Genomic DNA, 26,705 nt, shown 5'->3' with positions numbered 1-26,705 from the left:
TAGAGCCTTTTTTCATGGGCACTCATCTTTTTTAATGATACAAGTCGAAAGTAATTTAAAGTTTAAACTCGTCTACTCCTTAGGATTACATCCATATCTAGGCTATTTAATTGAACCACATATAGTATACCTAAACGCAAACGGATCATATTCTTTAAGTTATAAACGTATCTTCACGAATACGATTGGCGATTTTGCACCGGTTCTAGACGACGTGGACTATAGACTCATCGCTCTATTAGATCAAATAGAACAGACGCACATTATAAAATCGTATACAAAGAAAGCGATGCGGCCGCTCGATTTTTTTAGTAAAAACTTCGATTCAAAGATTTATGATTTTCTGCGCCCTCGCATTGAAAGAAAACTACTAGAGGTGCTCAACTCTATCGGAACCAAACCCTTATTTCTCATGAGCAAAGATGGTTATCCAGCCGACCAGGAGATAAACATCGCTCAAGAAGCAACATCCATTCTTTTTCATTTCCGTCGAAACGAACTGGAAACAAGGTATTTTCCAACGTTAAAGCACGAAGGAAATCGACTAGAATTCATGTATAAAGACGCCCAAGTCATCATAAATGAACAAGCATGGATTCTCATTGAAAACACCCTTTATCATTTTAACCAAGATATTGATGGAAAAAAGTTGAGCCCCTTCTTGAATAAACGATACATAGCCGTCCCACGAGAAACCGAACAGAAATATTTCAATACGTTTGTTGCTGGTTTAATTGAGCGGTACAACGTATATGCGGAAGGCTTCGAGATAAAAACATACAAAGAACAAGCTACTGCATTAATCAAGCTTTATTATATTTCGCCAGAAAATTCATCGTTGGAGCTCTATTTCCAATACGATAAATATGAATTCCCTTCCAGTTCGGTGATGCCTATTAGTGTGAGAGTCGAACACGATCCAGAGCGAGACAAATACACGTTCCATAGGATTAAAAGATCGTCACTTTGGGAGAAGAAACAAATCGAGCTACTGGAATCCCTAGGTTTAAAAAGCCGTGGGCCCATGTATAACGTCTTCACAACAAAAAACGAAAATGAATCGGTGATTTCGTGGTTAACAAACAACCAAACTGAACTTCTTAAAAAGAATTTCGTTATTAAGCAAACGCAAGGAAACACGCGTATTTTCTTGGGGCAAACATCGTTAGAAATCAATATTGAAGAAGGAAACGATTGGTTTGATATTCATGCTGTTGCGCGATTCGGCGAATATGAAATACCCTTCCTAGATCTTCGCGACCACATATTGAAAAAGATTCACGAATTCGTCCTACCAAACGGAGAAGTTACCTTTATACCAGAGGAATGGTTCGCCAAATATGCACATTTATTTCACTTCAACACAAAAAAAGACGCTCTTCAAATCAGTAAGACACACATTGGATTACTCCATGAAATCTCTGACCAGACTGAAGTTACCTTTCATCGCAAATTAGAGAATCTCCTAAATTTCGAAATCATCGACGAGGCCCCACTGCCAAAAACATTTCATGGGGAACTCCGTCCCTATCAGCGAGCCGGATACAATTGGTTTCATTTTTTACAAAAGTTCAAATTTGGAGGTTGCCTCGCCGACGATATGGGGCTTGGAAAGACCGTTCAGACACTAGCATTACTTCAACAGCAACGCGAACTATTGTTACCAACTGAACAAGCAAAGGTATCTTTACTTATTCTCCCAACGTCACTCCTGTACAACTGGCAGAAAGAAGCCGAGAAATTCGCGCCGCAATTACGTATACATATACATGCAGGGAGTAATCGTTTGCGGGACGCCTTCGGATTTTCTCATTTTGATCTGATCATCACAACGTATGGTATAGCCCGTAGCGACAACGAAATGTTAAAGAAATTTTTCTTCAATTATATCATCCTCGATGAAAGTCAACACATCAAAAATCCTACTTCAAAATCTTTTAAAGCGATTAAAAGCCTAAGTAGTCGTCATAAGTTGGCGCTTAGCGGTACGCCGATAGAAAACTCTGTTGCTGATATATGGTCGCAGATGCACTTTACCAACCCTGGACTTCTTGGTTCCTACACCTTCTTCCAAAAAGAATTTGTAATTCCTATCGAGAAAAAGAAGGATGAAGCAAAAGCGATTCGTTTACAGGCGATTATTAAACCCTTCGTATTACGACGTACCAAAGACCAGGTGGCGACCGAGCTACCCGCCAAAACAGAGCAAATTCTTTACTGTGAGATGTCTGAAGAGCAGGCAAGCTATTACGAGAACACAAAATCAGAATACCGAAATGCGCTATTGGATACAGCCTTAACCGGTCAAGGGAAAGGAAATCAAATCCTCCTTCTGCAGGGGCTGACGAAACTTCGACAAATTGCGAACCACCCCAAAATGATCGATAGTCAAGATCAGCTTACATCGGGTAAATTTGACGCTGTCAATGAGATGCTAGAATCCATTATCGCAGAAAAACATAAAGTGCTTATCTTCTCGCAATTTGTCAAACATTTACACTTATTTAGAGATCACTTTGACAGACAACACATTAAATATGCTTACCTTGATGGGGCCACTAAAGATCGTGCTAGCGCAGTAAATACTTTCAAAGAAAGACAAGACACACAAATATTTTTAATATCAATAAAGGCGGGTGGTGTCGGACTGAATCTTACCGAGGCAGACTATGTGTTTATTCTCGATCCCTGGTGGAATCCTGCAGTTGAACAACAAGCAATTGACAGATCACACCGTATTGGGCAAACGAAAAACGTGTTCATCTATAAGTTTATCACCAAAGATACCGTTGAAGAGAAAATACTGGCTCTTCAAAACAGAAAGAAAGCTTTGTCCGCAGCCTTAATTACAACTGAAGAGAGTTTCATTAAATCTTTGTCATCAGAAGACATTCAGGAGCTGCTTCGTTAATAATTCGTCTTTCGACGATCAATAAACATAATAGGCTTTCGACTCATTGGGTTGAATATAATCTTTTGAAGCTCCTGAGAAGAACGCCATTCCACTGTAGGCGCGACCCGTAATTTCGCTCTAAACAGATTTTTAACTTGGTACAGTATCTCGTCGCTGGGCTCTCTTGCGCTAATATAAATTGTAATCTCGTCAGTTCCTATATTGTTATGGGTTATCTCGATAAGATGGTGTTCTAAGGCGGGAAATTCTGTCAACAAATCATGCATAGCAGGAGGAAATAATGTAGTTCCTTTATACTTAATCATATGTTGTTTGCGTCCCTCTACCGGGCCTATACGATAACTTTGACGCCCGCATGAGCACGGCTCAATATGTCTCCGTACAATATCGCCCGTTTTAAATCTCAAAAGTGGCACTCCTTGTATTCCTAACGGCGTAACAACAAGCTCGCCGGGCTGTCCGTCAGGAACCGGAATTTCATCTTCATCTAGCACCTCAGTAATTATCAGATCTTCGTGAAGATGTCCTCCCATTGAGGCCTCACATTCCGTAAAAGCCGCCCCCATTTCTGTCGAAGCGTACGTGGAAAATAACTTAATCGGCCACTTTTCCTTTATTCTTCTAGTAAGCGTACTATCACCAAAGGATGCATCACGTAACGATTCGCCGATACATAACACAGCCTCAACACTACTATTACAATAATCGATCTGATGCTGTTCGGCATATTCGATCATTTTTAACAAAAATGACGGAACAGCTATAAGAAAGCGAGGCGTGTGCTGAAGGATTGAATCCCATTGCATCTGCGGAATTCCAGAACCAACACGTAGAACGCCTGCCCCAAGTTTACGAAGCCCAAGAAAATAGGCTAAGCCCGCCATGAATCTACGATCAATCGTCGTCATCAATTGTACACGATCACCTTTCTCTACACCTATAGTACGAAATGAACGCATCTCGTTGTAGGCCAAGCGTTCGAGATCTGCATCTGTTAGGCCGAAGGTCACCGGCTTACCTAGGGTACCGGATGTAGAACAATAATCGATAATTTCGCTCTTTGGTGCGCAGAAAAAATCTTCATTAAAAAGTTGTACATCATCTTTGCTTGTCGTAGGGATGCGAGAAAGATCTTCTATTGTGTTTATCGCTTTTATATCAATGCGGTGTTGCTCAAATAAGCGTTTATAATATGGAGAATATTCGCTTAAATAGGTCAACTGCCTACGCAAAAGTTCTTCCTGGTAGGCTTTAATCTCAAAAGAGAATTGCCGTTCCATTATTGTGTTTTCTTCCATCTCTTGCTCACTTTTTTCAAATGTTTCTGTATATCAATTTTCACTTGTGCGGTCGGCAAAACTTTACAAGCTGCCGATCTAAAATATTGCTCCGCTTTAGGATAATCACCTTGAAGATAATATATTTGAGCAACGATATAATAGCCTAGCCATAAATCTGGATTCAAATCAATATATTCTTGTAATTGACTATCAACCACCAATATATCGTTCCGATAGATTTTTTCGAGATAATACTGCGTTAGACGCTGAAAAGATTTAAAATTAAAATACTCTCGAGTTCCAATAAATGTGTCAGCCGGAATTAACAAAGAATCGACACTTCGCTCCGCACCCGCTTGCCATGTCCTATCAAACACCGCTTTCAAATCGTATGCTTTATATGCCCCCATTTGCCCAGGTGCGCTCGATACGTAAACAAGTCTATCTTCGGGCTGAAAAACAACACCATGATGTGCTAGTAGATGGTTTAAACTTTTCTCATTGCCCAAACCAAGTTTTTCCCCTTGATGTCCATCTTTATTTCGCATAATCGATATCGCTTTCTCCGGTGTTAAGTCTCTCGTCGTATCGAGTAGCATTTGGAGCTTCTGAAAACGATACATAGAGTGGCTACGCGCAATGTGTTTCGTATTTCGTTTATCATTGCCCAACAACTTTCCTTGAAAGTGGTTGGTAGATAATAGACGATTATCCACTGAATTCACAACATCTATCTTCCTCGGTGTTATCTCAACAAGGATCGCTTTTTTATCTTGTGCGCTACCGATCATCAACGTTTCAGATACAAACACCTTTTTCTTCTCTAATATACGCAGTGCCTCTTCGATGTTTGCAGCATATTGGAGTACCTCTCGCGCGACAATCGAAATAGGGGTCTTTGCGGACCATGGAATGGAAGACTTCCCTGCGTTCAGGGTAATAGTCAAGCCCTCACGGTTCATTCCAGAGAGCACGCCCATCATACCCGGCCACGACACCGACATGTACGGATGACCCGACAAAGGCTTTACAAAATAAAGTATTTTTTGTTTAGCAAAATCGTCATTCATATAGAAATCCAAATTGCGCCCGATAAGTAGATTCCCATCTTGCGTATTCTCACCCCAAAAGGCAAATGAAGAACAACCTACCATAGCCAAATCCTGCAACACATGGCCAATATCATGGGCACCATGCATCCATAGAGTTCGTTGATAAGGACTTCCCAAATAGTTATATGTCGTATCCAAAAACTTTGAAAGCGCATAAATCTCCTTCAAGTATTCCTTAGGAATATAATCATCAAGCTTTCGTGTATACCAATTCAAAAAAGACATTATTCTCTTTTGTTTTCTTTTTGACGGTACTAACTCTAACAGCTTTTCAGCAAAAATATTTTCTTGATTCCGATATAAATCCTTCGACAACAACCCGATTTTTGCTCCGATTACCTCGGGACTTCCTTGAACATATAATTCCCAATTGGCTAATTCATTTTTCACCATATAGTCATCCCCCGAAAACATTAAGGAATCACTTTTCAAAACTAATAAGTCCATTTGCGGTTGAACAACTGAACCTGGATCTAGCTCCGCCCGCATACGAGACAACTTACAAGAACTCAACAGCATTAAGGAAATTATAAACAAAATGCTATACCGTAACATCAGTCTCCTTTCTGATCTTTTCTAACAAATAGGAGCGCCCTAATATCTCCGAACAGGTCGTTACAGCCCCAATCGTAACACCTAAGATACCATGCATGGACGTCGCGTGACCCGTAAAAAATAAATTATCCACCTTGGTCTTCGGTGCAATAAACGTCTTCAAGGGATCCTCGATATCCTTTACGTGACCGTATAGGTTTCCTTTATGCATCCCAATATAGTCACGATATGAAAGTGGAGTAGATATGTATGTATCTTTTATAGCGTCATTCAAATCTGGGATAACACGCGAGACGTCATTCAAAAGTATCTGTCCCTTCGTCCGTTTAAATGCTTCATAGCTCGGTCCGCGATCCTGCCCCAGAACGACCGTGTTACGAGTTCGTTCCCAGGGTTCAACCTCATCGAAATGCATATATGTCAATATCGTTACCGTATCTGCAAATCCAGGATGTCTGCTGTCTTCGGTCATAGACACCATAAACATAGCGGGCCAATCTTTCATACCATAATCCGCTGCGGTCCATACAGTAGTAAAATCTCTATGTCCATATAGATTATAGGCAATATACTTCATTTTTTCCGGCCGTAGAACGACGTGTAAACTAAAAGCAGATGTAGTAACTTCCAGGCCTTGAATCCTATTAAAATAGGAAGGGCGAAAGTGCTCTTTCCCCATCATCGCTAAGAATGCCTTAGGATCTATATTGCTGATGAAAAGGTCGGCGTAAAATCGATGTCCCTGACTCGTTACTATACTCTTAATACGACCATTTTCCATCTCAAGAGCAGTAACTTCCTGCCGCTTAAAAGCCTCACCGCCATGTTTTCGAAGTTCCCGTATCAGCAACTTAGCAATCTGGCCTCCCCCCTTGCGACAGCGATAGGCACTCTGTAAATAGGAATTGACGGTAAGAGCATGTATATAAAACGGTGTTTTATCCCCGATCCCTGCATATAAAAAATTGGTTCCAGCTAGGACCCCTTGCAGAACAGAATTTGACGTGAGCTGCTGGAAATATTCTTTAACTCCCTGTCTCATGATCTGTTTCCCATAACCTTCACTGTCTTCCAGATTATATAAAGGGAAAGCTGCGCATGTAGCTTTTAAATCTTCAACATACTGCTCTAGGGTAGCAATTTCCTCAGGAAAAAAAACAGAAAGATGACGAACAAATGCATCATAACCCTGAGCAATGGGATAGATGGTATTAGTCTGTTCAAAGTATATTTTGTCAAAGACCTCCGGCATAATTTCCAGTGAAAGATCCTGAAAAATCCCTAAATATGAAAAATAACGAGATAGATTTTGCCCTCTTGAGAGCCCCCCTATATAATGAACCCCGGTATCAAAAATCTTTTTGTCGCGCGAAAATATTTGCAAATTACCGCCAAACTGATTATTTTTTTCAATGACACACACCCGCTTACCTTCCTTTGCAAGAATAACAGCGGAAACAAGTCCGCCTAAGCCACTGCCGATAACCAGAACATCATATGTAGGTTTTTGATCGTTCATTTGAAATAACGGTACACCATTCCTGAGACGCGGCTTTCCGTCCAGCCATTTTCAGTAAGTTTATCCTCCTGTCTAAAGGTATATATTTCTGAGAATGTGTGCAACTGTGCAATTGGAAGACACGAAGCTGTGAAATTAGGATGTATAACCAAAGGATACCCTTGTAACCCGTCTGCGGAACGCAGAAATATTATATTACGATGTATGTTCCAATAGATACTTTGTGCGATTGCATTCCGTTCTGGATCCTCAATTAAACCATAAACTTTTCTACGCCCCTGTTTCAATGAAAGCAGGTAATCTAACTCACCAACAGAATCAGAGAAATGTACTACCGAAACTTGATTGCCCAATTGCTGATCTACCTCTTCGTAAAACGACGCAAAACTTGACAAATTTTTCTCCACCATCCGTTGAATTGACGGATGTTTATACCTGTAGGCAAGCAGTATTTTTTTATGGAAATAATAATGATCCTGCTCTTGCGATCTATAATCTGCGTATTGTGCACGAAAATAATGTGCAATAAGTTTCGTGCGTTCACTATAGCCCTCGCCAAATGTACGGTCTAACATCCCGATCCGAGACCCGACAATCTGGGTTAAAACACCATTATGAATAAGTATATCACCTTTAGGAAGCACGTCTCCGTTACCCAAAAGATAGACTGGTAATATATCAACACTTAACTTCTCTGCCAAATAGAACGCTCCTTTATGGAACCGTCGTACTTCATTGTCATAAGACCTGGTACCTTCAGGAAAAACAATCAACGAATATCCATTTTCTACCTTATGACGGAGTACCTCTATCCCATCTTCCAGTCCATTATTAACAGGATAAGCTCCAAGTAGACGTACTGCGCGACCAAAAATAGGTGAATTCCACACCCAATCATTGACCAAGAAAATACTTTTTGGCACAAGTGTCGCCATGGATAATGTATCTAGGAAAGAGCTATGATTAGCTATAATTATGGCAGGCCGTTGAAATCTTTCACCAGTAGGGTTTAACAATCTCCTTTTCACCCTCGGATTCAAAGATAACACAGAGTTCATAAACCTAACGATTAATCCCCTAAAGAACAGCTCTTTATGCATTTTATCCCTGGGAAAGATAGAATGCATCACCGATCCGAAAATTGAAATCAAAAAACTTCCAATTCCATAATAAGCAAAAAAAGCTAATGAAAGTAATAATTGGATGATAGTAAACGGTGACTGCCCCTTCTTTGCTCGATCGGAGATGAAGAACCTGAACAACATCGGGTAGAATACAAACGTAATTATCACTGCTGCAAAGACACCAATGAGCGAAACCGAAGCGATTGAAAGTAGCGCAGGATGTTTTGCAAATACAAGAGCGCCTACTGCAAGCACGGTTGTAAGCACGGCCAATAGAATTGATGTACGGTAGGTCTGCAATTCATCCTTACCCGTCGTGTATTGTTGTTGTAAGGCAGCGGTCATAAAAATACTGAAATCTACCCCGTGGCCGAAAACCAATGTACATACTATCGCGCTAAATATATTAAATTCCAATCCAAATACCCCCATCAAACCAGTGGTAACCAGACCCGTAAGACCAATCGGTATCGCACTCAGCAATACGAGTTCAATCTTTTTGAAGAAGCACCACAAGATCAAAAGAACCGCTAAAAAAGAGTAGCCGATAAGCCTGTTAAAATCGTTTCGCAGCTGTCCTAAAAAAGTTTCATTAAGATGTTGTCTATCAACAACAAGGACTTTATGTTCTTTATTTATCTGCTTTACAAAAGTATCTTTATTTGAAACCGGTAATTTCACGAGAGTTGATATGGTATAAAAACTATCTCGCTCGGCGATGTAATCGGTAAACCCTGGCAGCGATAACGTTTGATAATCTATAAAGCTTAATGGTTCAACATGTCTATCGAGGAGTTCGAAAAATGATTGATGTGCATCGGAAGAAAATCCATAGCGTTCCTCTTCTTGCAATAATTCTTCTATAAGCGCGCGTTTCTTCGCTGGTGTCCAAAAATTATTCCACTGCTCTATTTTGTATTGCTGAGCCGATTTCGACAAAGGCAATATATGAAAGCCCTGATATGCATTTATAATACCTTGATCATACGTCCGTTTTAGAGTAGTTAACAAAGTATCTGATTGGCGCGCTGCATCTTCAAAACTTTTCCCAGTTGACACTAAGTACAATGACTTTGTAGACCCAGATGTTATGCTATCGAGCTTACTTTCTGCCAATCGAAGATCTGGCGGAACGAAATTTAGGTCTGCAATATTTTTATTAAAGCTCACTCGTCCACTACTAAATATACTTCCAAATATCAACAACAAGCAAACTGCTATTAAAATTTTGCTCCGATCAAAAGGAAACGACGCAATCTTATCAATCAGATTACTATGGCGCAGTTGTTCTTTTGGGTGATATAAATGAGGTATTATCAATAATGAAAAAACCGCAGAGGAGAAAATACATATTGATGCAAAAATACCTAGATCCACCAGTGCTTCAGAATGTACAAACAACAGACAAAGAAATGCTAGTGCATTACAAGCCCCGCTCATCAGTAGAGGCCGTGTCAACTCCTTAAAAAGCATTTTTGGATTCGCAGATTTCTTGTAGTGCGTTAATAAATGCAGGGCAAAATCTATCGTGATTCCGATAAGGACTGCACCGATACTCAACGATACTGCTGAAATGATGGGCTTATAGAGATACAAACAAGCCAATGCAAATAATGTACCACACACCGTTGGAATAAACACCAACAGAGGCACATAGATACGTCTATAAAATAGCACTAGTAACACCATTAATACTGACATCGAAACAACGACGGTAGTGGAAATATCCTTCTTTATCTGTTTGGCATTCGCGACAGCAACAAAAGGCGCTCCGTAATACGATATTTCTGCTCGATCTTGATATTGTTCATTCAATTGCTTTTTTAAGTCATTCAAATGATCAACAAAGAATGTGTTATGTTCTGTGTCCGTCCCTTGGTACTTAGGATCAATAAAAAGAAGTAATTTATTGCTATCTAGAGTTGAAATATAGCCGTTTACTAAAATAAAATTGTCTCCAACTGCACTATACTGCATTTTCTTCAATCCAATAGTAGTCAAGCCCAAGGGGTCATTTAGCAGCATGTCACGCATAAACATACCTTCGGGAGAAATCAGCCGCCGATAATTGCTCTCTATCTGGCTCCGCAAGCTATCCCGAGTTAGTTTCTGCTGAATCACCGTATAATCCGATTGATCAAGTATAAAAGGTAAATTCTGATACACAAAATTTACAGCATCCGCCATCTGGCTCTGCCCTATCGCACCGGTTACCGCTCGTATGTAAGAAGTATCTACACTTGTTGAATCAACAAATTGTCTCGCCATTTCAGCCATTACGCCAAAATCTCCGCTTCCCGTTTTTTCAATAAGTATGGTAATCTTGTCTGCAAAATTGATCTGACTTAGCACCCGGGAGAGTTCCTCCGACTGCTGGGAGTTCGGAATAATCGCCGTAACATCCTCCTCAAAACGGATTTTCGAAGCAAGAAAAGTGCAAATGATCAAAAACAAAAAAACAATCACGCATGAAATTATTTTCTTGCGTTGCACCCATAGATATATCTGATAAAAAAATACGTCCATTACGGTGCTGAAATTGATCGTTGCTGATTAAGTTTAAAAAACATGTAGCTTGAAACGCCAAACAATAAGGCCATTCCAAACGCGAGAATCAAGCTACCAGTTAAATATTGCCATAGGTGAGATTTTATGGTATCTAAAGAAATCGACTCTATATGAAGACTTTCCGCCGATGGATAGACGGCACTGCCAACCAACAACGAAACATAAATAATGATCGGTATAAAGGGTGCAAAACTGATATTTGAGAAGGCGAATGCTAAAATTTTATTTAATCGAAAAAAAACCGCCAATGTGATCGTTAATGCAGTTTGAAATCCCCAAACCGGTGCGATCCCGAAAAACACGCCTAAGCCTATGGATAACGCCTTTTTCTCCGGAGAATCTTCGCTACCGAAAATATTCTCACGAACGAATTCTGTAAAAGTTTTTTTTTTGAAACTACCTATAAAATTACGCGGAATAATGTATAAAAAGGTCAGAAGAACCAACACACAATTTAAAATACTAATCCGCGTAAAATCCTTAAATGGACGAAAATGACTTACACGCTCCTTTGAATCATACAACACCTGAATAGGAACATTTTCTACAGCAATACTATGCCATGCCGCACGAACAATAACTTCGATTTCAAACTCAAATTTCCTAGTGTAGTACTTTCTTGCTAAAGCCTGAAGTGGATACGCGCGGAATCCAGATTGCGTGTCCGATAGTTTCACACCTGTCTCAAACCAAAACCAAAAATTAGAGAACCGATTACCAAAACTACTTTTCCTCGGTACCGATTCATGCGCCATGTTTCGACTACCAATCAGCAACGTCGGTTCCGCAAGCTGATCAAGACGATTGATAAACACAGGAATATCGGAAGGATAATGTTGACCATCAGAATCAATCGTTATTGCATATTTAAAGCCATGAGCACACGCAAATTGAAATCCTTTTCGCAATGCCATGCCCTTTCCCTGATTAACGGGACAATTAATAATATCAATTTGTGGATAATTTGAAAGAATCTGTTTGGTGCCGTCAGTGGACCCATCATCTACGACGATCACAGACGAGGTATACTCCAGTACACCGTCAATAACACGCGCTAGGGTCTTCTCATTATTATATGTTGGTATAATAATAACAACACCCTGTTGCGCTATCTTCAATACTATAGATTCGTGTTCATCCATTAGAAAAACTACTCTGCGACCTTATCTTTCTCCGTTTGCGAGAAATAGTCGGATTGTGCCACATACTGCCTAATTATTCTCTTGACCGCCACGGATTGAGCTGCGAAATTAGTCAAAATCATCTGCTTGTCCTCTTTCATATTTGCTTTATACTTAAGGATTTTGGGTGCATTTTCTTGAATAGCTAGTCGCACTAGTCGAATTTCTACTTCATCAGGTGCCGCTTTTACAGATTCTTCTAAAATTTTTATGCCTTGCCCGACCAAAACTTTTTTCTTAGCCCGATTTTTTTCAAACCTGGCTTTTAAAGTTTGAGAAGCTCCCTTATATGCAAGTACTACTGGATCGCCCATCGTATAACCAACCAACTCGTTATAAAGTGATTCCGTCGCTGATTGTGAATCTTTCGCCTTGCGAAAGTGTTCACGAATAGTTGGCAAATCTACGGCAATCCAGCCGAGAAACAAGCACAGAATAACCGCTAGACTTTTCATGATATTATAATTTTATATATGTTAGTTAGCTTCAAAGCAACCGTCTGATCAAAACTTGTTACATTTTTCACCTTTAATCCGTATTGCTCGTCTGCCTCGATGGATAAATTTAGGTTCAAAAGAGGATTCTGATCTGGATTGATTAGAGCCATAAATTTTACATTGGAAGACTTTGTTAGAAATAGTTGTTTTCCCGTTACATGCTCACTTAGATCCTTAATAATTTGCATCATACAAACCCCCGGTGTTACCGGGTTATTCGGAAAATGTCCCTTAAAAATATCATGTTTGGGGTTCAAACGGATCTGCACATCGTAAGACTGGACATCGTGCTCTATAATATTCTCAATCGTATAAAACTCTTTTAACATCATAAATTTAATGATTATAGATCTATTGATCCTGCTGATCCAAGACCAAACTCATCGTAAATGGATATTTTTTATGTTGCACGTCAATATGTGTAGGTATAGAGTCTCCCGATGATGTAAAATTTACGATAAACTCTTCTTTTAGCCTTTTAACTTGCGTTATACTATTCACTTTATTCTCTTTAAACTTGTAATAGCTATCTTCGACGACATACACGGGGTAATGTTGTTTATCTTTAAAGATTAAAGCAGAATTAGCAAATCGACGCTCGGTGATAGTCCGAAAGATATTTACTACCGTATTAATCACCGTATTTTTTGCTAAGTCTGGGGCGATATAATGTGACGTATAGTCATCATTAGAAATGCTGACGTCAAATAAAGTTTGACCAAAATCGCTGACTAAGGCTACGCGATGCTCCTGTGGAGCTAACGTCTTTATAAGCGCTGTCCCATTAATTTTTCGCGAAAATGCATCAATTTTTGCCCGATAAACGATCGATTCAGCCGTGTCTAAAAAAAAGGTGTTTATTTCCTGGCTTGCTGGTCTAACGCCGACCGCATCGGCGTATCGATAACTTCGACAAGAAAACAGAAGAAATACTAAAAATGCACTATAGGTTAAAAATCGAATCATCGATATATTTGTTTACTTTTTTATTGGATAACACGAAACGAGTATAGTCCTTAGATGGTTCTGTTAAAATGACCTCCTGTATACTCTTGTCGGATCGTGAAAATATAATTTCAATCGTTTCTATATATTTTTTTGCTTCGTTTCCTTTGGGTGTAAGGCGAACCATATTCGCTCCATCTTTAATAAAATAACCGACTGTAAACTCCTTTTGATTATAACTACCTCCACGCATACTTGAAGAAACTAAACCGCTTATCTTCTCAAACTGCTTACTATCACCAATATTTATTGTACGTTTATTTCCTTGGTCGTTAATCCGAATCGTTCCTTCCTTAAAAACCATGTCATAAACAAAGGGTGAAAGATATGACCACCGCAGTAATTTAGTACCTTTTAAATACAGTTTCCCTTTAGAAACGATTGGCCTTTTTATAAAACTCATATGTTTATACTGTACAAAATCTGCCTCCAGAGTTTCCACCTTATCCAGCTGACGCAGTGACTGCTCAAAAGTCTGAATTTGCGTAGCATCCATTTTTCGGGATTGGCTCCAACCCAAAAAAGGGATAATAAACAGAATAATATATATTAAACTAATCCTCATACGCTTGCAAATTTAACAATTTATCTATTGTCACGCATACGTACCCGTTTTCTACTAAAAAAGGTAACAATCTCCTGATTACCTCGACGGTACGTGCTGATGTATCATGAAAAAGGATGATATCACCGCTACGAAGCCTTCTAACGACTCTCTTATAAATTTTAGCATCTTGCTTTATAACCGTGTCTAAAGAACGGTTACTCCAACCAATTACATGGTGCTTTGTAACTTTGACTGTTTTCGCGATCGAAGGATTAGTCACTCCATAAGGAGGTCTAAAAAGACGAGGTACCCTGCCTACTACTTCTAAAAATGTGCGATCGCAATCGCGTAATTCCCGCTCAACCTGCCTACGATCCATAAACCCAAACTGAGGAGTATGCGTAAAGGTATGATTTCCTATTGTGTGCCCATTTCTAACAATCTTTTTTGCTATCTCTGGATAAATTTTCACTTGTTTACCGACACAAAAAAATGTCGCTTTGGCGTTATATTTATCTAAAAGAAAAAGTATTTCGGAAGTATGGTCCGAGGGACCATCGTCGAATGACAACGAAATAAATTTATCCCTTGTATCCTTCCCTTTGAAATATATTGGCATGAAATACCCTAACCGGATATCGAAGGTGCCTAAGGTAACGATCGCTAGGGTAACCATTGAAGACAACAACAACCAAACATATGACTGCCCTGCAAAGACGGCTAGTAAGGTGAAGCTGTTTAAGGTAATAAATAACGGAAAAAGAACGGAATGCTTTAACATGCACGAACAAGAATTAAAGAATGGTCTTTACCGTTAAACTGATTATAAACTAATATGTTCGTTAAAGTTTTGAACATTTTATGAGTATTCCAAAAAAGAACATCCGGAATTTCTTGATCCTTTAACACACGTGCCGCTACCGCGAGACCGAAGGCCGAAGAGGTGTCGTATTGACCTATTAAATGTTTATAATACAGGGTTGGGATCTCCCCAAACGTTTGACCAAATATATCGTAGAATTTATCGTATTCTCGATCGCCGTTGATCCCAAGAACAATGGCATCTATTTGTCCATAATCAATTTTTTGTGCTATTAAAAAGTTTTCGACGAAAGTAGAAAGTTCATTATGATCGAGATCATGTTGAAGGGAGACGTCAATCAGTTGTGCGTAACTAGTTTCTTTACGCTCTGAACTAAGCGTAAAAAATGTCGCTCCTTCTGCGTAATTGACCCCTTTAGAAACACTGCATTTCACCGTTTCATGTAGCCCATTTTGTTTTATTTGGCCGATTAATTGTAGCAAACCATAGGTATGCTGGGATAGCTCGTCAACTCCACCTAAAAGAATGTCACGAACCTGGTCATCTTGGAGCTGCATTAGCCCATCGAGTGCAGCCGATTCAAATGAAACTGAACGATGTACATAGGTAAAATTATAACCTTTGCACCCTAGCCTAAGAGCTATCTGAGCGGCTACGGTATTGTGTGTTGACTGAATAAAGGACGTCGGTGTCAAAAACTCTTCCTGGTTGTCTAATATGCCCCGCAAAAATTTCTCTGAGTCTATCGAACACCCTAAACCAGTTCCTGTGATAACAGCGTCAGGAACAACGATAAATGACTCATTGAGTGCCTGTTGAGCCGCGTATATCCCCATCTTAACGCCATTCGACATGCGTCTGAGCATTGCTGGAGCAATAAGTTCTTTATAAGAGGGTGAGACGGCCTCATTGATCCCATGATTTAATTCCTGGGCTTGATGGAACAAACCTAGACGCCATGCACCTTGTGTGCTAACAGCGCCAATTCCATTAATGTAGACACACTTGCTCATTTTTTGGTGAAAATTAAAGTAGAACAATTACCCCCAAATCCGAACGAATTCGACAACACACACGAAACATCCTGTGTCAAAAGACTTGGCTGCGGACGGAAGGTAAATTCTTGCATAGTTCGCTGAAAATTGAGGTTTGGAAAAACCTTATTGTGACGTATTGCTAATATACTATAGACAGCTTCTATTGCAGCGGCGGCGGCAAGCGTATGCCCTGTAAATGCCTTTGTAGAACTAAAAACGGGAGGCTTATCACCAAAAACACGTAATATAGCATAACCCTCGGAAAGATCATTATTCGCCGTAGCAGTACCATGCACATTAATATAATCGACTGCTGAAGTTTCTATTCCTGCATTCGTCAGCGCTTTGTGCATTGCTAAATATGCACCTTCACCATCAGCTGACGATGCCGTTTGATGAAAAGCGTCATTCGCATTCCCATAACCAGCCAGGTATGCTAAAACCTCCCTTTCTCTCGCTTGAATAGATTTCTCTGACTCCAAAACCAGATAAGCTGCTGCCTCTCCAAGATTCAATCCGTTACGTTGATCATCAAATGGTCTACAAGGCTTATCGGAGAGGATCATTAATGTGTTAAAACCATTAATCGTAAATTTACTTAGCGCATCAGCACCACCAACGATAACCCGGTCCAGTCGCCCCGAAGTAATCAGTCGCGCGCCCATCATGATCGCATTAGCCGCCGATGAACAGGCTGTACTAATTGTCGTCACAAGACCTTTGATTCCAAGATCACTAGCAATCTGCTGCGTTGAACTTCCAGGGTCATGTGTCGTTATAAAAGGTCGTATTACAGGGTTATCTACATAATCATAAAAATATCTTTCGGTATAATCCATTCCCCCCACACTTGTTGAAGAAATTAGACCAGTTCGATTATCCCCTAAATCTTTTAAACCCGCCGAGTATACTGCCTGCCTTGCAGCATATATTCCCAAAAGTGCTGTCCGCGTATAGGCTGCCGTCGTATCGACATCTAAAATCCGAGCCAACTGTTCGTTGGTATGCTTCACCTCTCCAACGAGAATATCCGAACTCCACTTGGTAGGAAAATTTTCCAATCGAGAAATGCCATGCTGTTCCGTTAATAGTGCATGCAGATTCTCTTCGACAGTAAGACCTATCGAAGAAATAATTCCCATTCCAGTAATTGCTACTCTTCCTTTGCCCATTAGACTATTTCGTTCGATTTTCCGAAATATAAGAGGCCATTGTGTTTATTGACTGGAATATAATCTTCCCTTTTTTAGGGTCCGATAATTTGATGCCATATTCTTTATCCATCAACACAATCAACTCCAAGGCATCAATAGAATCCAAACCTAAACCTTCTCCGAACAAAGCGTCTTCATCCTGAATATCAGTCAAGGTTATATCCTCTAGATTGAGAACCTCAATGATTTTACCTTTCAATTCTTCTTTTAATTCTGTCATTTTTTTAAAATAATACTTCTATATTTTTCACAGAATGTATCTGCGTGCCATCTCGACCAACAAGATACAAAACCACTTTATAATTTTCTTGGAAATATTCTACCCAACCACAGAGTACCTTTCGCGCGCGATTGGATTGCAAAAGGTAGGATGTATAGGCATAGATAAGGTCAGTAGGATACTGATCATCTACAAAAAATACATTTTCTGTTTGCAGATTGTGTCGAATACTTATTTCTCCAGCACAAATGTTTGCTAAAGTATAGACAAATGTCGCCGGACTTGGAAAAAAACTCTCTGGATCTCTAATAGAGTGCATATGTTTAACATCGCTATCCATGCTACCTGATTGGTTTGCAAGTACAATGGCAATATTACTATCAGAACTATCTTTTAAGAGATACTCAGAGGCAAGCAAAGCTAATTTACTTAGCGGATCCATTTTGTAAAACTTGGGATATTCCACTTGCAAATTGCGAAATGAGTTTTTAACAAACTCGCTGAACGGCGATTCCTCATCTCGCCATACGATCTGACTATCTACCGCGATTTGCTGCTTATGGATTTTACAGAATTTCTCGATGTAGAACGATTCTAACATACTTTCTCGATTAATATGGCGACGTTACTTCCGCCGAAGCCTGATGAAGTCTTCAAAAAACAATTGATTTCCGTGTTTCGAAGCGTATCAATAACATTTATATCGCGTGACACACCAAGCTCTTGAAATCCCAAAGTTGGGAGCAACATTGACTCTTGCATGGAATACATTGCGACAACTAGCTCAAGTAGGCTAGAAGCTCCTAAAGTATGTCCGAAATATCCCTTTAAACTATTTACAGGTACATTGGACAATCCGAGCCTATCAAAAGCGATAGCCTCCATCTCATCATTGTATTGTGTTGCGGTACCATGTGCACAGATATAATCAATTGATGTGATATCGATCTGTGCTTCCTTGATAGCGGAAATTACGCTCAAGTATAAACCCTCTCCTGTCCGAGACGGGCCTGAAATATGATTTGCATCATTTCTTCCTCCTTCCCCTAATATTCGAAACGAGCCTTTTTCTTTTGACATATAGACACAAGCCGCAGCCTCACCCAATGACACTCCCGAACGGGCCACATCAAAAGGTCTACAGGGAACATCACTCATCGCCTGAAAAGCATTAAAGCCTGAAACGACGAAAGAATTTACGACATCACCTGCAAGGACAATAGCATCATCACAACTCTCCATTTGTATCAAGCGTTTTGCAACAGAGACTGCAAGCAAGCCAGAAACACACGCGTGTGACACTACGATGGGTTGGGTTTGAAATCCCAAACAACGGGCGATTTTATTCGCTAAGCATGAAAATCTTGCTTGTTGAAAATTATCTAAATTTAAATAATCAACATTCCCTTTAGTCGTTGAAAGGACAAGTACGGTTCGGCGACCCGGAGGATGTTTCTTGACAACAGGCGTTGCGGCGGCTAAAAGAATCCGCTCAAGATGAGTATCTTCAACAGGGAAACTTTCTAATAGATCATTACAAATCTTCCCTACAAAAACATGGTCAAATGGTCCAATCTTCTGTTCGGTAATACCGGTACTCCCAGATGTTAACTGGGCCCAGTTAGATTGCAGGTCGATCCCGAGAGGACTCACGCAATTGCTGTCATGTATATATACAGGTTTCCACTCCATAATTATAAACCCACTTTACGCTTCCAATCAAGGACAAATTTTGGTAAATTTAACACTAAATTGTTATCGCTATCTAGAAAGACCTGGACCGTTTCACCCGTACAAACGAGTCTATTCTGCTCATTATATATCTCAAAATGAAATATCAACTTTGCTGCCGGTGTATTACGAAATTTAGTTACTATTCGCGCTATCTCGCCGTACCGTAGAGGTAACTTATGCTCACAAGAACTGCTCACCACCGGCGTAGTATAGCCATGGCTCTGAATAGTCAAATAGTCGATACCATGCAGTTTCCCAAATGCTTCACGACCTTGCTCAAAATACAGAATATAATGACCATGCCAAACGATACCCAGCGAATCGACTTCGCTAAATCGTACGGAAATATCAATCGACGCACCGAGTGAAGATGGGTCACTAAACTGCCTTTTTCTTCTTATCATAAAATATTGCTAGCCCAAGTGTCAGCACAAAAAACAAAAATAGCAAAATAATTTCAGGGAGAATCTCGCCCATTCCTCCATGCCGCAATAATACATCGTAAAATGCGTTCAAACCCCAATTCATTGGAGATATCGCCGAAAACGTCTGCATTAAAGGTGGCATTATAAATACCGGTACCCAAACCCCGCCGAAAGCGGCAAGAACAACAGTTAATGTTGCACCAAAAGGAGCAGACTGTTCTTGAGTCGTAGCCATTGTACCGATTAAAACACCTAACCCAATAGCGGCTAATCCACTAAACAAAGCAATGATACTTAGCCAAAAGAAATTATCTCCTACCTGAAACGCCTGCAATCCTATAAAAGGAAATAGAAACATTCCCACCAATACCATCAAATAAAATTGAGTGAGGCTTATAATCAAATAACATATTGTCTTACCAACTAAGAATACGGAATACGATGTTGGACTCGTAGTGATACGCACCATCGTCCCTTGGGATTTTTCTTTTACGATATTTATTGAAAGCGGCACTACGATAAAGAAAATCGCAAACAACGTCCATGCAGGCACGTTGTGTTGAGCCGCGTTCGGTATTTCCTGATAACCACTATCGCCTGAAGACTCCTCTTTAAAAGAAATAAACTGCTGGATACCGAAATCTTCAGTTGGATCATCGACTAGCTCCTGCTGAAAAGTTGTATAAATGGCTCGTGATTCAATATTCGAAACAAGCTTATCTATTGACATTCGAATCGCAGTCTTAAACGCGGCCTGCGTAGCTGGATCAAAATAAAGTATCACTTCCCCAGGGTCGACAATTTCGGGAATTTCGGACACAGTATCCATACTGAAATCAAATTCTGCAAGTACCTTGTCAACATTTTGTTGAACGTGCGTTTGTAGATCCCGAGTCAATTCGGACGGTAATATTATCGCTAATTGATACTGCCCACTGTGAACTAATTCCTTCGCCTGCTGCTGCGTTACAGGCCGCCCATCTATGGAGTCGACTACCAAAATGCCATCGTTTTCGCCAAGCTTATCTATAAGCACCTGAGCCACGCTGTCTTTATCATTATCTACCAAAAGTACGGACACTTGACTACCAAGGATAGATTCAAAGGAGCCTTTTTGTACCATAGTTACTGCAATCAATAAAAGCAAGGGCATAACAAAAAGAATCACGACACCTCCAATATCACGTATAAGCAGGAGCAGCTCCTTTTTTATCGACAATAATATTTTAAACATCGCGCAACCCCTTTCCTGTGAGATTTATAAACACATCTTCCAAATCGCGGGCCTCGTTCACCTGAGCGATTAATTCTCTAGGGGCACCGTCAAGAAGTAGCTTACCAGATTCAATAATACCAACTCGACTACATAATTCTTGCGCTTCTAATAGATGATGCGACGAATAAACGATTGTAGTACCTTGTTTATTTAATTTATGTAGATATTCAATAATCGCCTTTTTTGAATGCACGTCTACACCCACGGTAGGTTCATCTAAAAATAAAACATCGGGTTTATGTAAGACTGCAGCGAGCAAATTGACTCTCCGTTTCATACCACCTGAAAACGTATCAACTCGATTATCAGCATAGGGTGCTAAACCCAAAGCTTCTAAAGCAACTTGAACGCGGTGGTATAAATCTTTTGATTTAAGGTTATATATGCCCCCAAAATACTGCAGATTCTCTCTAGCAGTCAAAGAAGGATAGATAGCAAAATCTTGTGGTACCACGCCAATACGACTTTTCAACTCCGTTGATGATTTTCTATATGTTAAACCACAGATCTCAAAATTTCCAGAAGTCGGACGTAACAGTCCGCATAGCATAGAGATCAACGTGGTTTTACCCGCGCCGTTCGGCCCCAATAGCCCAAAAATCTCTCCAGCCTGGACAGCGAAGCTTACGGAATCTACGGCATTTTCACTAGCTCCCCTATAATGCTTGGTTACACTATTTATATCGATTACACACATATTCAAAGTGATCGTCTCAATTTCTTAAAAAATGCTTCTTCAAGATCAGCGAGATGCATAAGACTATCAGCGAGACTATTATATACGTCTTCCTGGTTACTTCTCTTTTTATATACCCGCGAAGCTTCTAAAGCAAAATCACGCCATATGTCACCAATAGCGGTCATTTCCATTGAAAGTTCCAACAATCTCTCATTTTCAACCAATCTGCCCGCTTCTTGTAAGAATGCAGAATAAATATATCGAAAGCCTCCGCCGCCAGTTCCGATTTCCTCTTGCATACGCACCATTTGCGCAAGATAGTAATTGGCCTTTTTTGTGCCGACCCGCTTCGGCCATCGCCGAATAGCGCGAGCAACCATACGCATCCCACGCACACCAATTATCGGTACAGGAGCGAGCATATCGCTACATGTTTTCTTAATTGCTTTATTGATTGCCTTTCGCCAATCAATATCTTTTGGGATAAACAATGGGTAATAAATATGTCCTCGAGGAGCAAGTACTCCTTTTGCAAAACGGACCTTTTCTAACTCTATCTCCGTCAGTCGATTGACGGTTTCCATCGTCGGGTCGCTTATTAAGTATTCTTCTTCTTGTTTACCATAAACAACGATATTATGCGCATTAAAATGAAACCTATAATCTTCGGGAAAGTAAGGTAAATGATATACACCTACTTGCAGACCACATGGAGTTCCATTGCGAAGATTTTCATCTAAGATCTGTTGCGCTTTCCGCTTATCTGAAAATTTAAGTCGCTTAATCTTAATCCCCAATCTCTTCGCAAGTCGATTGAATATCCATCCGGGAGCCGGCCTATAACTCAATCCGGGAGCATGATTGACCTTCAAAAAGGGCAGATACACGTAAAACAAACCGGAACCTATTCCAAAAACCATCGGTTCACTGATAGCGAGCCCTTTGTTGGTTAGTAAATTAGATGCTACTCCATTTTCGCAATGCGCACTTATACGGTGTTCGAATTCTATTTGCATTATACGCCGCTATATTTCCTTAACTCATCAATATCGATATCGAATGCTTCCGCGTATTTACTCAAAATACGATCATTTAATTTCGCAAACACTTTAGGTCTGGCGTGTCTCTTAATCCGCCACTTCCATATACCTGTATAGTCCGACAAAATCTGCCAGTCCATTCGTTGTAACTCCATAAAATAAACGATTGGGCTTACCAACCCTGTCTTCAAATCGTTTCGAGCACGATCAATTCGTTCTTGAAGCTCAAGCATCGTTTGGTCCTGAACCTGATTCTTAACCTCCCATCCTGTACTTAACGCTGTTGTATATTCGCCATTTTCATCCAATGCGTAATATAATTCCCGTGAGCCTTTCTCAAACACGCGACCGTTATCCTGAGGAACTTCTGATTTCTTCATAATTACTGCTTTTTTAAGAACAAGTTGATCTCTGCATTTGCAAGTAGCACTTCGTTATGTTTAGCTTGGACAAACATGGTGCAAATGGTGTAATCTTCACCGTCAAATTGCGAAGTCAATGTGGAATCCGTTGATATATTCGCTCCAACTTTTGGTAAATTAAATATCGAAAGTTGTTTAATAGCAGAAATAAAACCTATAATACGTTTATCCGAAATTGGATTATAATTTTGGTCGTAGAACGTTTGTCCAACTATGGATGAGCAGGTCTGCGCCATATTTTCGATTAACCCTACTTCTTGGAAAAAATCCCCACTAACAAATATATTATCCCTGTTGATCGCGAAGCTACACAACACATATGTAGGCGAAATAGCAATTATCTTATCAACCATCAACATAGGCTTACGATGGGGTAAAAAATTTTCTATGTCGACAACAATTTGTTGTAATTGTTCGTTCATCACGGCGCGGCTATAACGGTTTTCATCTGAGCTTTAGCAATTATTTTTCCATCTAATTTAGTAATTATTTCTACTAATGTGACTCCAAAAAATTCTTGTATAATCTTTACATCACTATATATGGTCTGTCCGATTTTCGGCAAAAGATGGATTTCGACGTGCTGTATAGCCCCAATATATCCTATAGGTGCTGGCAAATTTTGCAAATAAAAACTGTACCCAGTATGCAAAGCGACAGATTGAGCCATGTGCTCTATAAGCCCGGTCTCCGCAAGCTCAACGTCTTGAATAAAAATACATTCTTTGGTCACCAAGAATGACGATTGTAATGCATTCTCTTGGTAAGTTTCTAACGAACTTATCATCACAATTGGATCTTTTTGAGGTATGAGCTCTTTTAAATCGACGCCAGAGATAGGTATTTTCATTAACATACAGTTAAATATGCGTAGGCGTAAGTGAACCGTGCGCTTTCAGGAACGCAAAGCATCACATGTTGTCCTTTTATTAGCCGGCCCGAAGCAAATAGTTCCTCTAACATTAGATAGACCGATCCAGCGCCAACATTTCCGACGTCCTTCAAGTTCATGAACCACTTATCTTTGGAAATTTCAATTCCCGCCTGTACGAATCCTTCGTAGAGGCCTTCCACAAAAAAATGAGACGAAACATGCGGAAGTAAAAAATCGATATCACTCGGGGTGATTCCATGTTTATCCATTGCGGCCTTCATACTTTCAACACCTTTTACCAAAATATATTGATCCAGCAGCTTCGTATCTTGTTTAACGGCAAAAATAGACCTATGTAACCATTCCTCAGAAGGCAGGTCAGAGAATGAAGTTAGCGTCCCATCCCCCTTCTTTTCTGCTCCAGCGTACATACACACCTCCAACTCATGAGCAAAGGAATAGCCTTCCATCCAGTCAATGCGTAGGGCCAACGGTCCTCGTTTTTTATTTTCTAACAATACTGCTGCTGCACCATCCGAGAGCATCCATCGAAGAAAATCTTTATTGAATGCAACCGTCGGTTGCTGCTCGAGCTGCTTTAAATTTTCAATTTCTTGGCTAAAATGATCCGCAATCATCCAAGAAGACATCCGTTCAGACCCCGCACATACGGCATTATCTGTATTTCCAGCTTTTACGGACAAATAACCGAATTTCAACGCATTCATCCCTGCACAACAATTTCCTGAAGCCGAATTAACCTCTAGGTTACAGTTCCTCAATTCACCGTGTACCATGACAGCATGGGAGGGCATAAGGTAATCCGGTGATGATGTTCCGCAAGATAACAATTGCGCATCATTAGCTGAGAACTCGTTATCAAACAATCCATTTATCGCTTCCGCCGTTAACTGGGCGTTGGTATGAGTGGGCTTTCCTTCCTCAGTTAAAGCATAATACCGTGTTAGAATACCGTTATTCCGCAATACTATTCGTCGCGCTTTGGATTCATAATCGTTTATTTTACCTAGGTATAATTCCATCTCCTCGTTGGATATTGGACCGTTTGGGAGAAATTTTGAAATTCTATTTATATATACTTCGAACATTTTATAATCCTTGATAATGTTTTCTTTCCTTTTTATATTTCAGAAAGTATAACAGTGGGAAAAATACTAACTCTATCAAATACACTATAGGCGAAATGCCGTAAATTGCGAAAATAACGTAATATTTAAAAGCTCGGATTAACCGGCTTCTGTATTTAGGGTTATCTAAAATAAGTTTAGACCAGATTCTAAACATTCTGTTCCCCTTTTGATCCATAGAAACCAAGAAAAAACGATAATCAACAGCTCCCATTCTCACTAACTCACTTTGAATACCGACATAGCTATCCTGTTTCAGGTGTTTCAAAATAATTTTTCCATATTTTGACGCCCCATGAATCTCCTCTTCAGAAACACCGGGCATCGGAAAAATGCCATAGGCTTTGCGTTTAATTCCAGAAAAGAGCCAATCTACTATTGTTATAACGGATATCAAATTATGGTTTCTGTCCGTCAACGCAATATTACCAACTAAGTCCGCTCGAAGATTACTAAGTAGAATCTTCATCTTATCTTGTGCTAATGCCCACATATTACGGCTTCCGCTAACCGTTACCACAGGTTTGTTCATAAATATCTTTTGAGCAAATCTACTCTTCAAAAATGAATTGACGGGAATTGACGGCGTGAGGTACCATACCTGATAATGTAGCACAATCAAATCGTAATTGGTTTCAAGTATTTTTGGTGCTGGGGGATGAATTTCCTCTGGAGTTTGCCGAAATGATTCCGGAAACGCATTAAAGAACGTATCAGACTCCCAAGGAAATGGAAAGGCATGCACCATCTTTATCTCATAAAAATCTACAACTATATCACTATCATTCAATAAAGGGGTCGCAATAGAACGAGCTATCTCTTCGAGTTGACCGGATTGGGAAAAATAAATAAATAGAACGTGTTTCATGAGAGCTTACCTAATTAAGTCTTACGATTCCAAAAGTCAAAAAAATTGAACCATTGTAACGGATATTTACGCAAAATTCCTTCCACGCTTTGTATATACGCTAACAAATATGAGTCTGGATCCCTGTGTTTAACATCCGGAGCTTGTCGGGCATATAAATGATAATGTAACCCCTTCTCCTTCATGACATAGACAAAAATAAGTGGAGCTCGTAAACGAGAGGCTATCAAGAAAGGTCCTGCCGGAAAATCTGCAAATTCACCCAATAATTCTGCTCGCAGCTTTTTTGAACCAACAAAATAACGATCCCCTGTGAAACAAATAAGCTCGTTATTAGAGAGCGCTTCATTAATCTGAAAGACATGTGACATGTCCTCGGTAATTTTGATAAATTTGACACTAGATTTTCCTGCCACGCGCTCGATATATTCTTTAATCGCTGTATGCTCTTGGTCGACAGTGACCACATTGATCTGAAAGTCAATATCGATATCTGCGAAAAATCGCTCCGCAATCTCAAAATTCCCAACGTGCGCCGATATTAAAATCCCTCCTTGTTTCCTCGCCAGAGAATCTTTAAGCACTTCTATACCATCAAATTCGTAGGTAAATTGATCACGAAAACCAGCAGAAATCGCTACCT

At 39.9% G+C, this 26,705-nt stretch carries 26 protein-coding genes; 1 reads left to right on the top strand and 25 read right to left on the bottom strand.

What is annotated here, in order from left to right:
• Positions 1–34 precede the first annotated feature (34 nt).
• Entirely contained in the window at positions 35–2,911 is a 2,877-nt protein-coding gene (locus HP439_RS00575) for a DEAD/DEAH box helicase (RefSeq protein WP_172388387.1), read from the top strand.
• Here the strand turns inward: HP439_RS00575 and flxY are convergent.
• The 25 genes from flxY to HP439_RS00450 all read right to left on the bottom strand — a co-directional run.
• A complete protein-coding gene (flxY, locus tag HP439_RS00570) occupies positions 2,908–4,212 on the bottom strand; it encodes a flexirubin biosynthesis putative acyl-CoA ligase FlxY (RefSeq protein WP_172388386.1) in 1,305 nt (434 codons plus the stop codon). The genes HP439_RS00575 and flxY overlap by 4 nt on opposite strands.
• Positions 4,194–5,861 carry a C45 family peptidase gene (locus HP439_RS00565; protein ID WP_172388385.1) on the bottom strand — a complete coding sequence of 556 codons (1,668 nt, stop codon included), beginning with the start codon at positions 5,859–5,861 and terminating at the stop codon, positions 4,194–4,196. Before HP439_RS00565 ends, flxY begins: the two co-directional genes overlap by 19 nt.
• A complete protein-coding gene (locus tag HP439_RS00560) occupies positions 5,848–7,380 on the bottom strand; it encodes a phytoene desaturase family protein (RefSeq protein WP_172388384.1) in 1,533 nt (510 codons plus the stop codon). The genes HP439_RS00565 and HP439_RS00560 overlap by 14 nt, the downstream gene beginning before the upstream one ends.
• Complete coding sequence (locus HP439_RS00555; RefSeq protein WP_172388383.1) at positions 7,377–11,030, bottom strand: MMPL family transporter; 3,654 nt, start codon at positions 11,028–11,030, stop codon at positions 7,377–7,379. The genes HP439_RS00560 and HP439_RS00555 overlap by 4 nt, the downstream gene beginning before the upstream one ends.
• On the bottom strand, positions 11,030–12,214 hold the full coding sequence (locus HP439_RS00550) for a DUF2062 domain-containing protein (protein ID WP_172388382.1): 1,185 nt from the start codon (positions 12,212–12,214) through the stop codon (positions 11,030–11,032). Before HP439_RS00550 ends, HP439_RS00555 begins: the two co-directional genes overlap by 1 nt.
• A gap of 8 nt (positions 12,215–12,222) precedes the next feature.
• Positions 12,223–12,708 carry a hypothetical protein gene (locus HP439_RS00545; RefSeq protein WP_172388381.1) on the bottom strand — a complete coding sequence of 162 codons (486 nt, stop codon included), beginning with the start codon at positions 12,706–12,708 and terminating at the stop codon, positions 12,223–12,225.
• Positions 12,705–13,082: an ApeI family dehydratase gene (locus HP439_RS00540; RefSeq protein ID WP_216657718.1), complete on the bottom strand. Its 378-nt coding sequence runs from the start codon at positions 13,080–13,082 to the stop codon at positions 12,705–12,707. Before HP439_RS00540 ends, HP439_RS00545 begins: the two co-directional genes overlap by 4 nt.
• A gap of 19 nt (positions 13,083–13,101) precedes the next feature.
• Positions 13,102–13,716, bottom strand: coding sequence for a flexirubin biosynthesis protein LolB2 (gene lolB2, locus HP439_RS00535; RefSeq protein WP_172388380.1), 615 nt, complete (start codon positions 13,714–13,716; stop codon positions 13,102–13,104).
• Entirely contained in the window at positions 13,694–14,320 is a 627-nt protein-coding gene (lolA2, locus tag HP439_RS00530; RefSeq protein ID WP_172388379.1) for a flexirubin biosynthesis/transport protein LolA2, read from the bottom strand. Before lolA2 ends, lolB2 begins: the two co-directional genes overlap by 23 nt.
• Positions 14,310–15,083 carry a polysaccharide deacetylase family protein gene (locus HP439_RS00525; RefSeq protein WP_172388378.1) on the bottom strand — a complete coding sequence of 258 codons (774 nt, stop codon included), beginning with the start codon at positions 15,081–15,083 and terminating at the stop codon, positions 14,310–14,312. The genes lolA2 and HP439_RS00525 overlap by 11 nt, the downstream gene beginning before the upstream one ends.
• Positions 15,077–16,138, bottom strand: coding sequence for a beta-ketoacyl synthase N-terminal-like domain-containing protein (locus HP439_RS00520; protein ID WP_172388377.1), 1,062 nt, complete (start codon positions 16,136–16,138; stop codon positions 15,077–15,079). Before HP439_RS00520 ends, HP439_RS00525 begins: the two co-directional genes overlap by 7 nt.
• A complete protein-coding gene (locus tag HP439_RS00515) occupies positions 16,135–17,334 on the bottom strand; it encodes a beta-ketoacyl-[acyl-carrier-protein] synthase family protein (RefSeq protein ID WP_172388376.1) in 1,200 nt (399 codons plus the stop codon). Before HP439_RS00515 ends, HP439_RS00520 begins: the two co-directional genes overlap by 4 nt.
• 4 nt (positions 17,335–17,338) lie before the next feature.
• Positions 17,339–17,596 (bottom strand): phosphopantetheine-binding protein, encoded by a 258-nt coding sequence (locus HP439_RS00510; RefSeq protein WP_172388375.1) that lies wholly within the window; start codon positions 17,594–17,596, stop codon positions 17,339–17,341.
• 4 nt (positions 17,597–17,600) lie between these two features.
• Positions 17,601–18,197, bottom strand: a complete 597-nt coding sequence (locus HP439_RS00505) for a 3-oxoacyl-ACP synthase (protein WP_172388374.1) — start codon at positions 18,195–18,197, stop codon at positions 17,601–17,603.
• Positions 18,191–19,288, bottom strand: coding sequence for a beta-ketoacyl synthase N-terminal-like domain-containing protein (locus HP439_RS00500; RefSeq protein ID WP_172388373.1), 1,098 nt, complete (start codon positions 19,286–19,288; stop codon positions 18,191–18,193). The genes HP439_RS00505 and HP439_RS00500 overlap by 7 nt, the downstream gene beginning before the upstream one ends.
• 2 nt (positions 19,289–19,290) lie before the next feature.
• Entirely contained in the window at positions 19,291–19,734 is a 444-nt protein-coding gene (locus HP439_RS00495) for an acyl-CoA thioesterase (RefSeq protein ID WP_172388372.1), read from the bottom strand.
• On the bottom strand, positions 19,709–20,989 hold the full coding sequence (locus HP439_RS00490) for an ABC transporter permease (protein WP_172388371.1): 1,281 nt from the start codon (positions 20,987–20,989) through the stop codon (positions 19,709–19,711). Before HP439_RS00490 ends, HP439_RS00495 begins: the two co-directional genes overlap by 26 nt.
• Positions 20,982–21,728 (bottom strand): ABC transporter ATP-binding protein, encoded by a 747-nt coding sequence (locus HP439_RS00485; protein WP_172388370.1) that lies wholly within the window; start codon positions 21,726–21,728, stop codon positions 20,982–20,984. The genes HP439_RS00490 and HP439_RS00485 overlap by 8 nt, the downstream gene beginning before the upstream one ends.
• Positions 21,729–21,730: 2 nt before the next feature.
• The gene (gene darH / locus HP439_RS00480) at positions 21,731–22,726 is read right to left on the bottom strand and encodes a BtrH-related acyltransferase DarH (RefSeq protein ID WP_172388369.1); all 996 of its coding nucleotides are present in this window, start codon (positions 22,724–22,726) and stop codon (positions 21,731–21,733) included.
• Positions 22,726–23,130, bottom strand: coding sequence for a flexirubin biosynthesis protein DarG (gene DarG, locus HP439_RS00475; protein WP_172388368.1), 405 nt, complete (start codon positions 23,128–23,130; stop codon positions 22,726–22,728). The genes darH and DarG overlap by 1 nt, the downstream gene beginning before the upstream one ends.
• 2 nt (positions 23,131–23,132) lie before the next feature.
• Positions 23,133–23,594, bottom strand: coding sequence for a hotdog family protein (locus HP439_RS00470; protein ID WP_172388367.1), 462 nt, complete (start codon positions 23,592–23,594; stop codon positions 23,133–23,135).
• Positions 23,594–24,022 carry a hotdog family protein gene (locus HP439_RS00465; RefSeq protein ID WP_216657717.1) on the bottom strand — a complete coding sequence of 143 codons (429 nt, stop codon included), beginning with the start codon at positions 24,020–24,022 and terminating at the stop codon, positions 23,594–23,596. Before HP439_RS00465 ends, HP439_RS00470 begins: the two co-directional genes overlap by 1 nt.
• Entirely contained in the window at positions 24,022–25,155 is a 1,134-nt protein-coding gene (gene darB / locus HP439_RS00460; protein ID WP_172388365.1) for a dialkylresorcinol biosynthesis protein DarB, read from the bottom strand. The genes HP439_RS00465 and darB overlap by 1 nt, the downstream gene beginning before the upstream one ends.
• Position 25,156: 1 nt before the next feature.
• Positions 25,157–26,062 (bottom strand): dialkylrecorsinol condensing enzyme DarA, encoded by a 906-nt coding sequence (locus tag HP439_RS00455; protein ID WP_172388364.1) that lies wholly within the window; start codon positions 26,060–26,062, stop codon positions 25,157–25,159.
• A gap of 14 nt (positions 26,063–26,076) precedes the next feature.
• Positions 26,077–26,705, bottom strand: a 629-nt coding sequence (locus HP439_RS00450) for a lysophospholipid acyltransferase family protein (protein ID WP_172388363.1), incomplete at its 5' end; no start/stop codon positions are given.

Source organism: Sphingobacterium shayense (assembly GCF_013179575.1).
Classification (GTDB): Bacteria; Bacteroidota; Bacteroidia; order Sphingobacteriales; family Sphingobacteriaceae; genus Sphingobacterium; species Sphingobacterium shayense.
The sequence above is the reverse complement of the archived record's forward strand: the minus strand, read 5'-3'. Positions and strand labels throughout refer to the sequence as shown.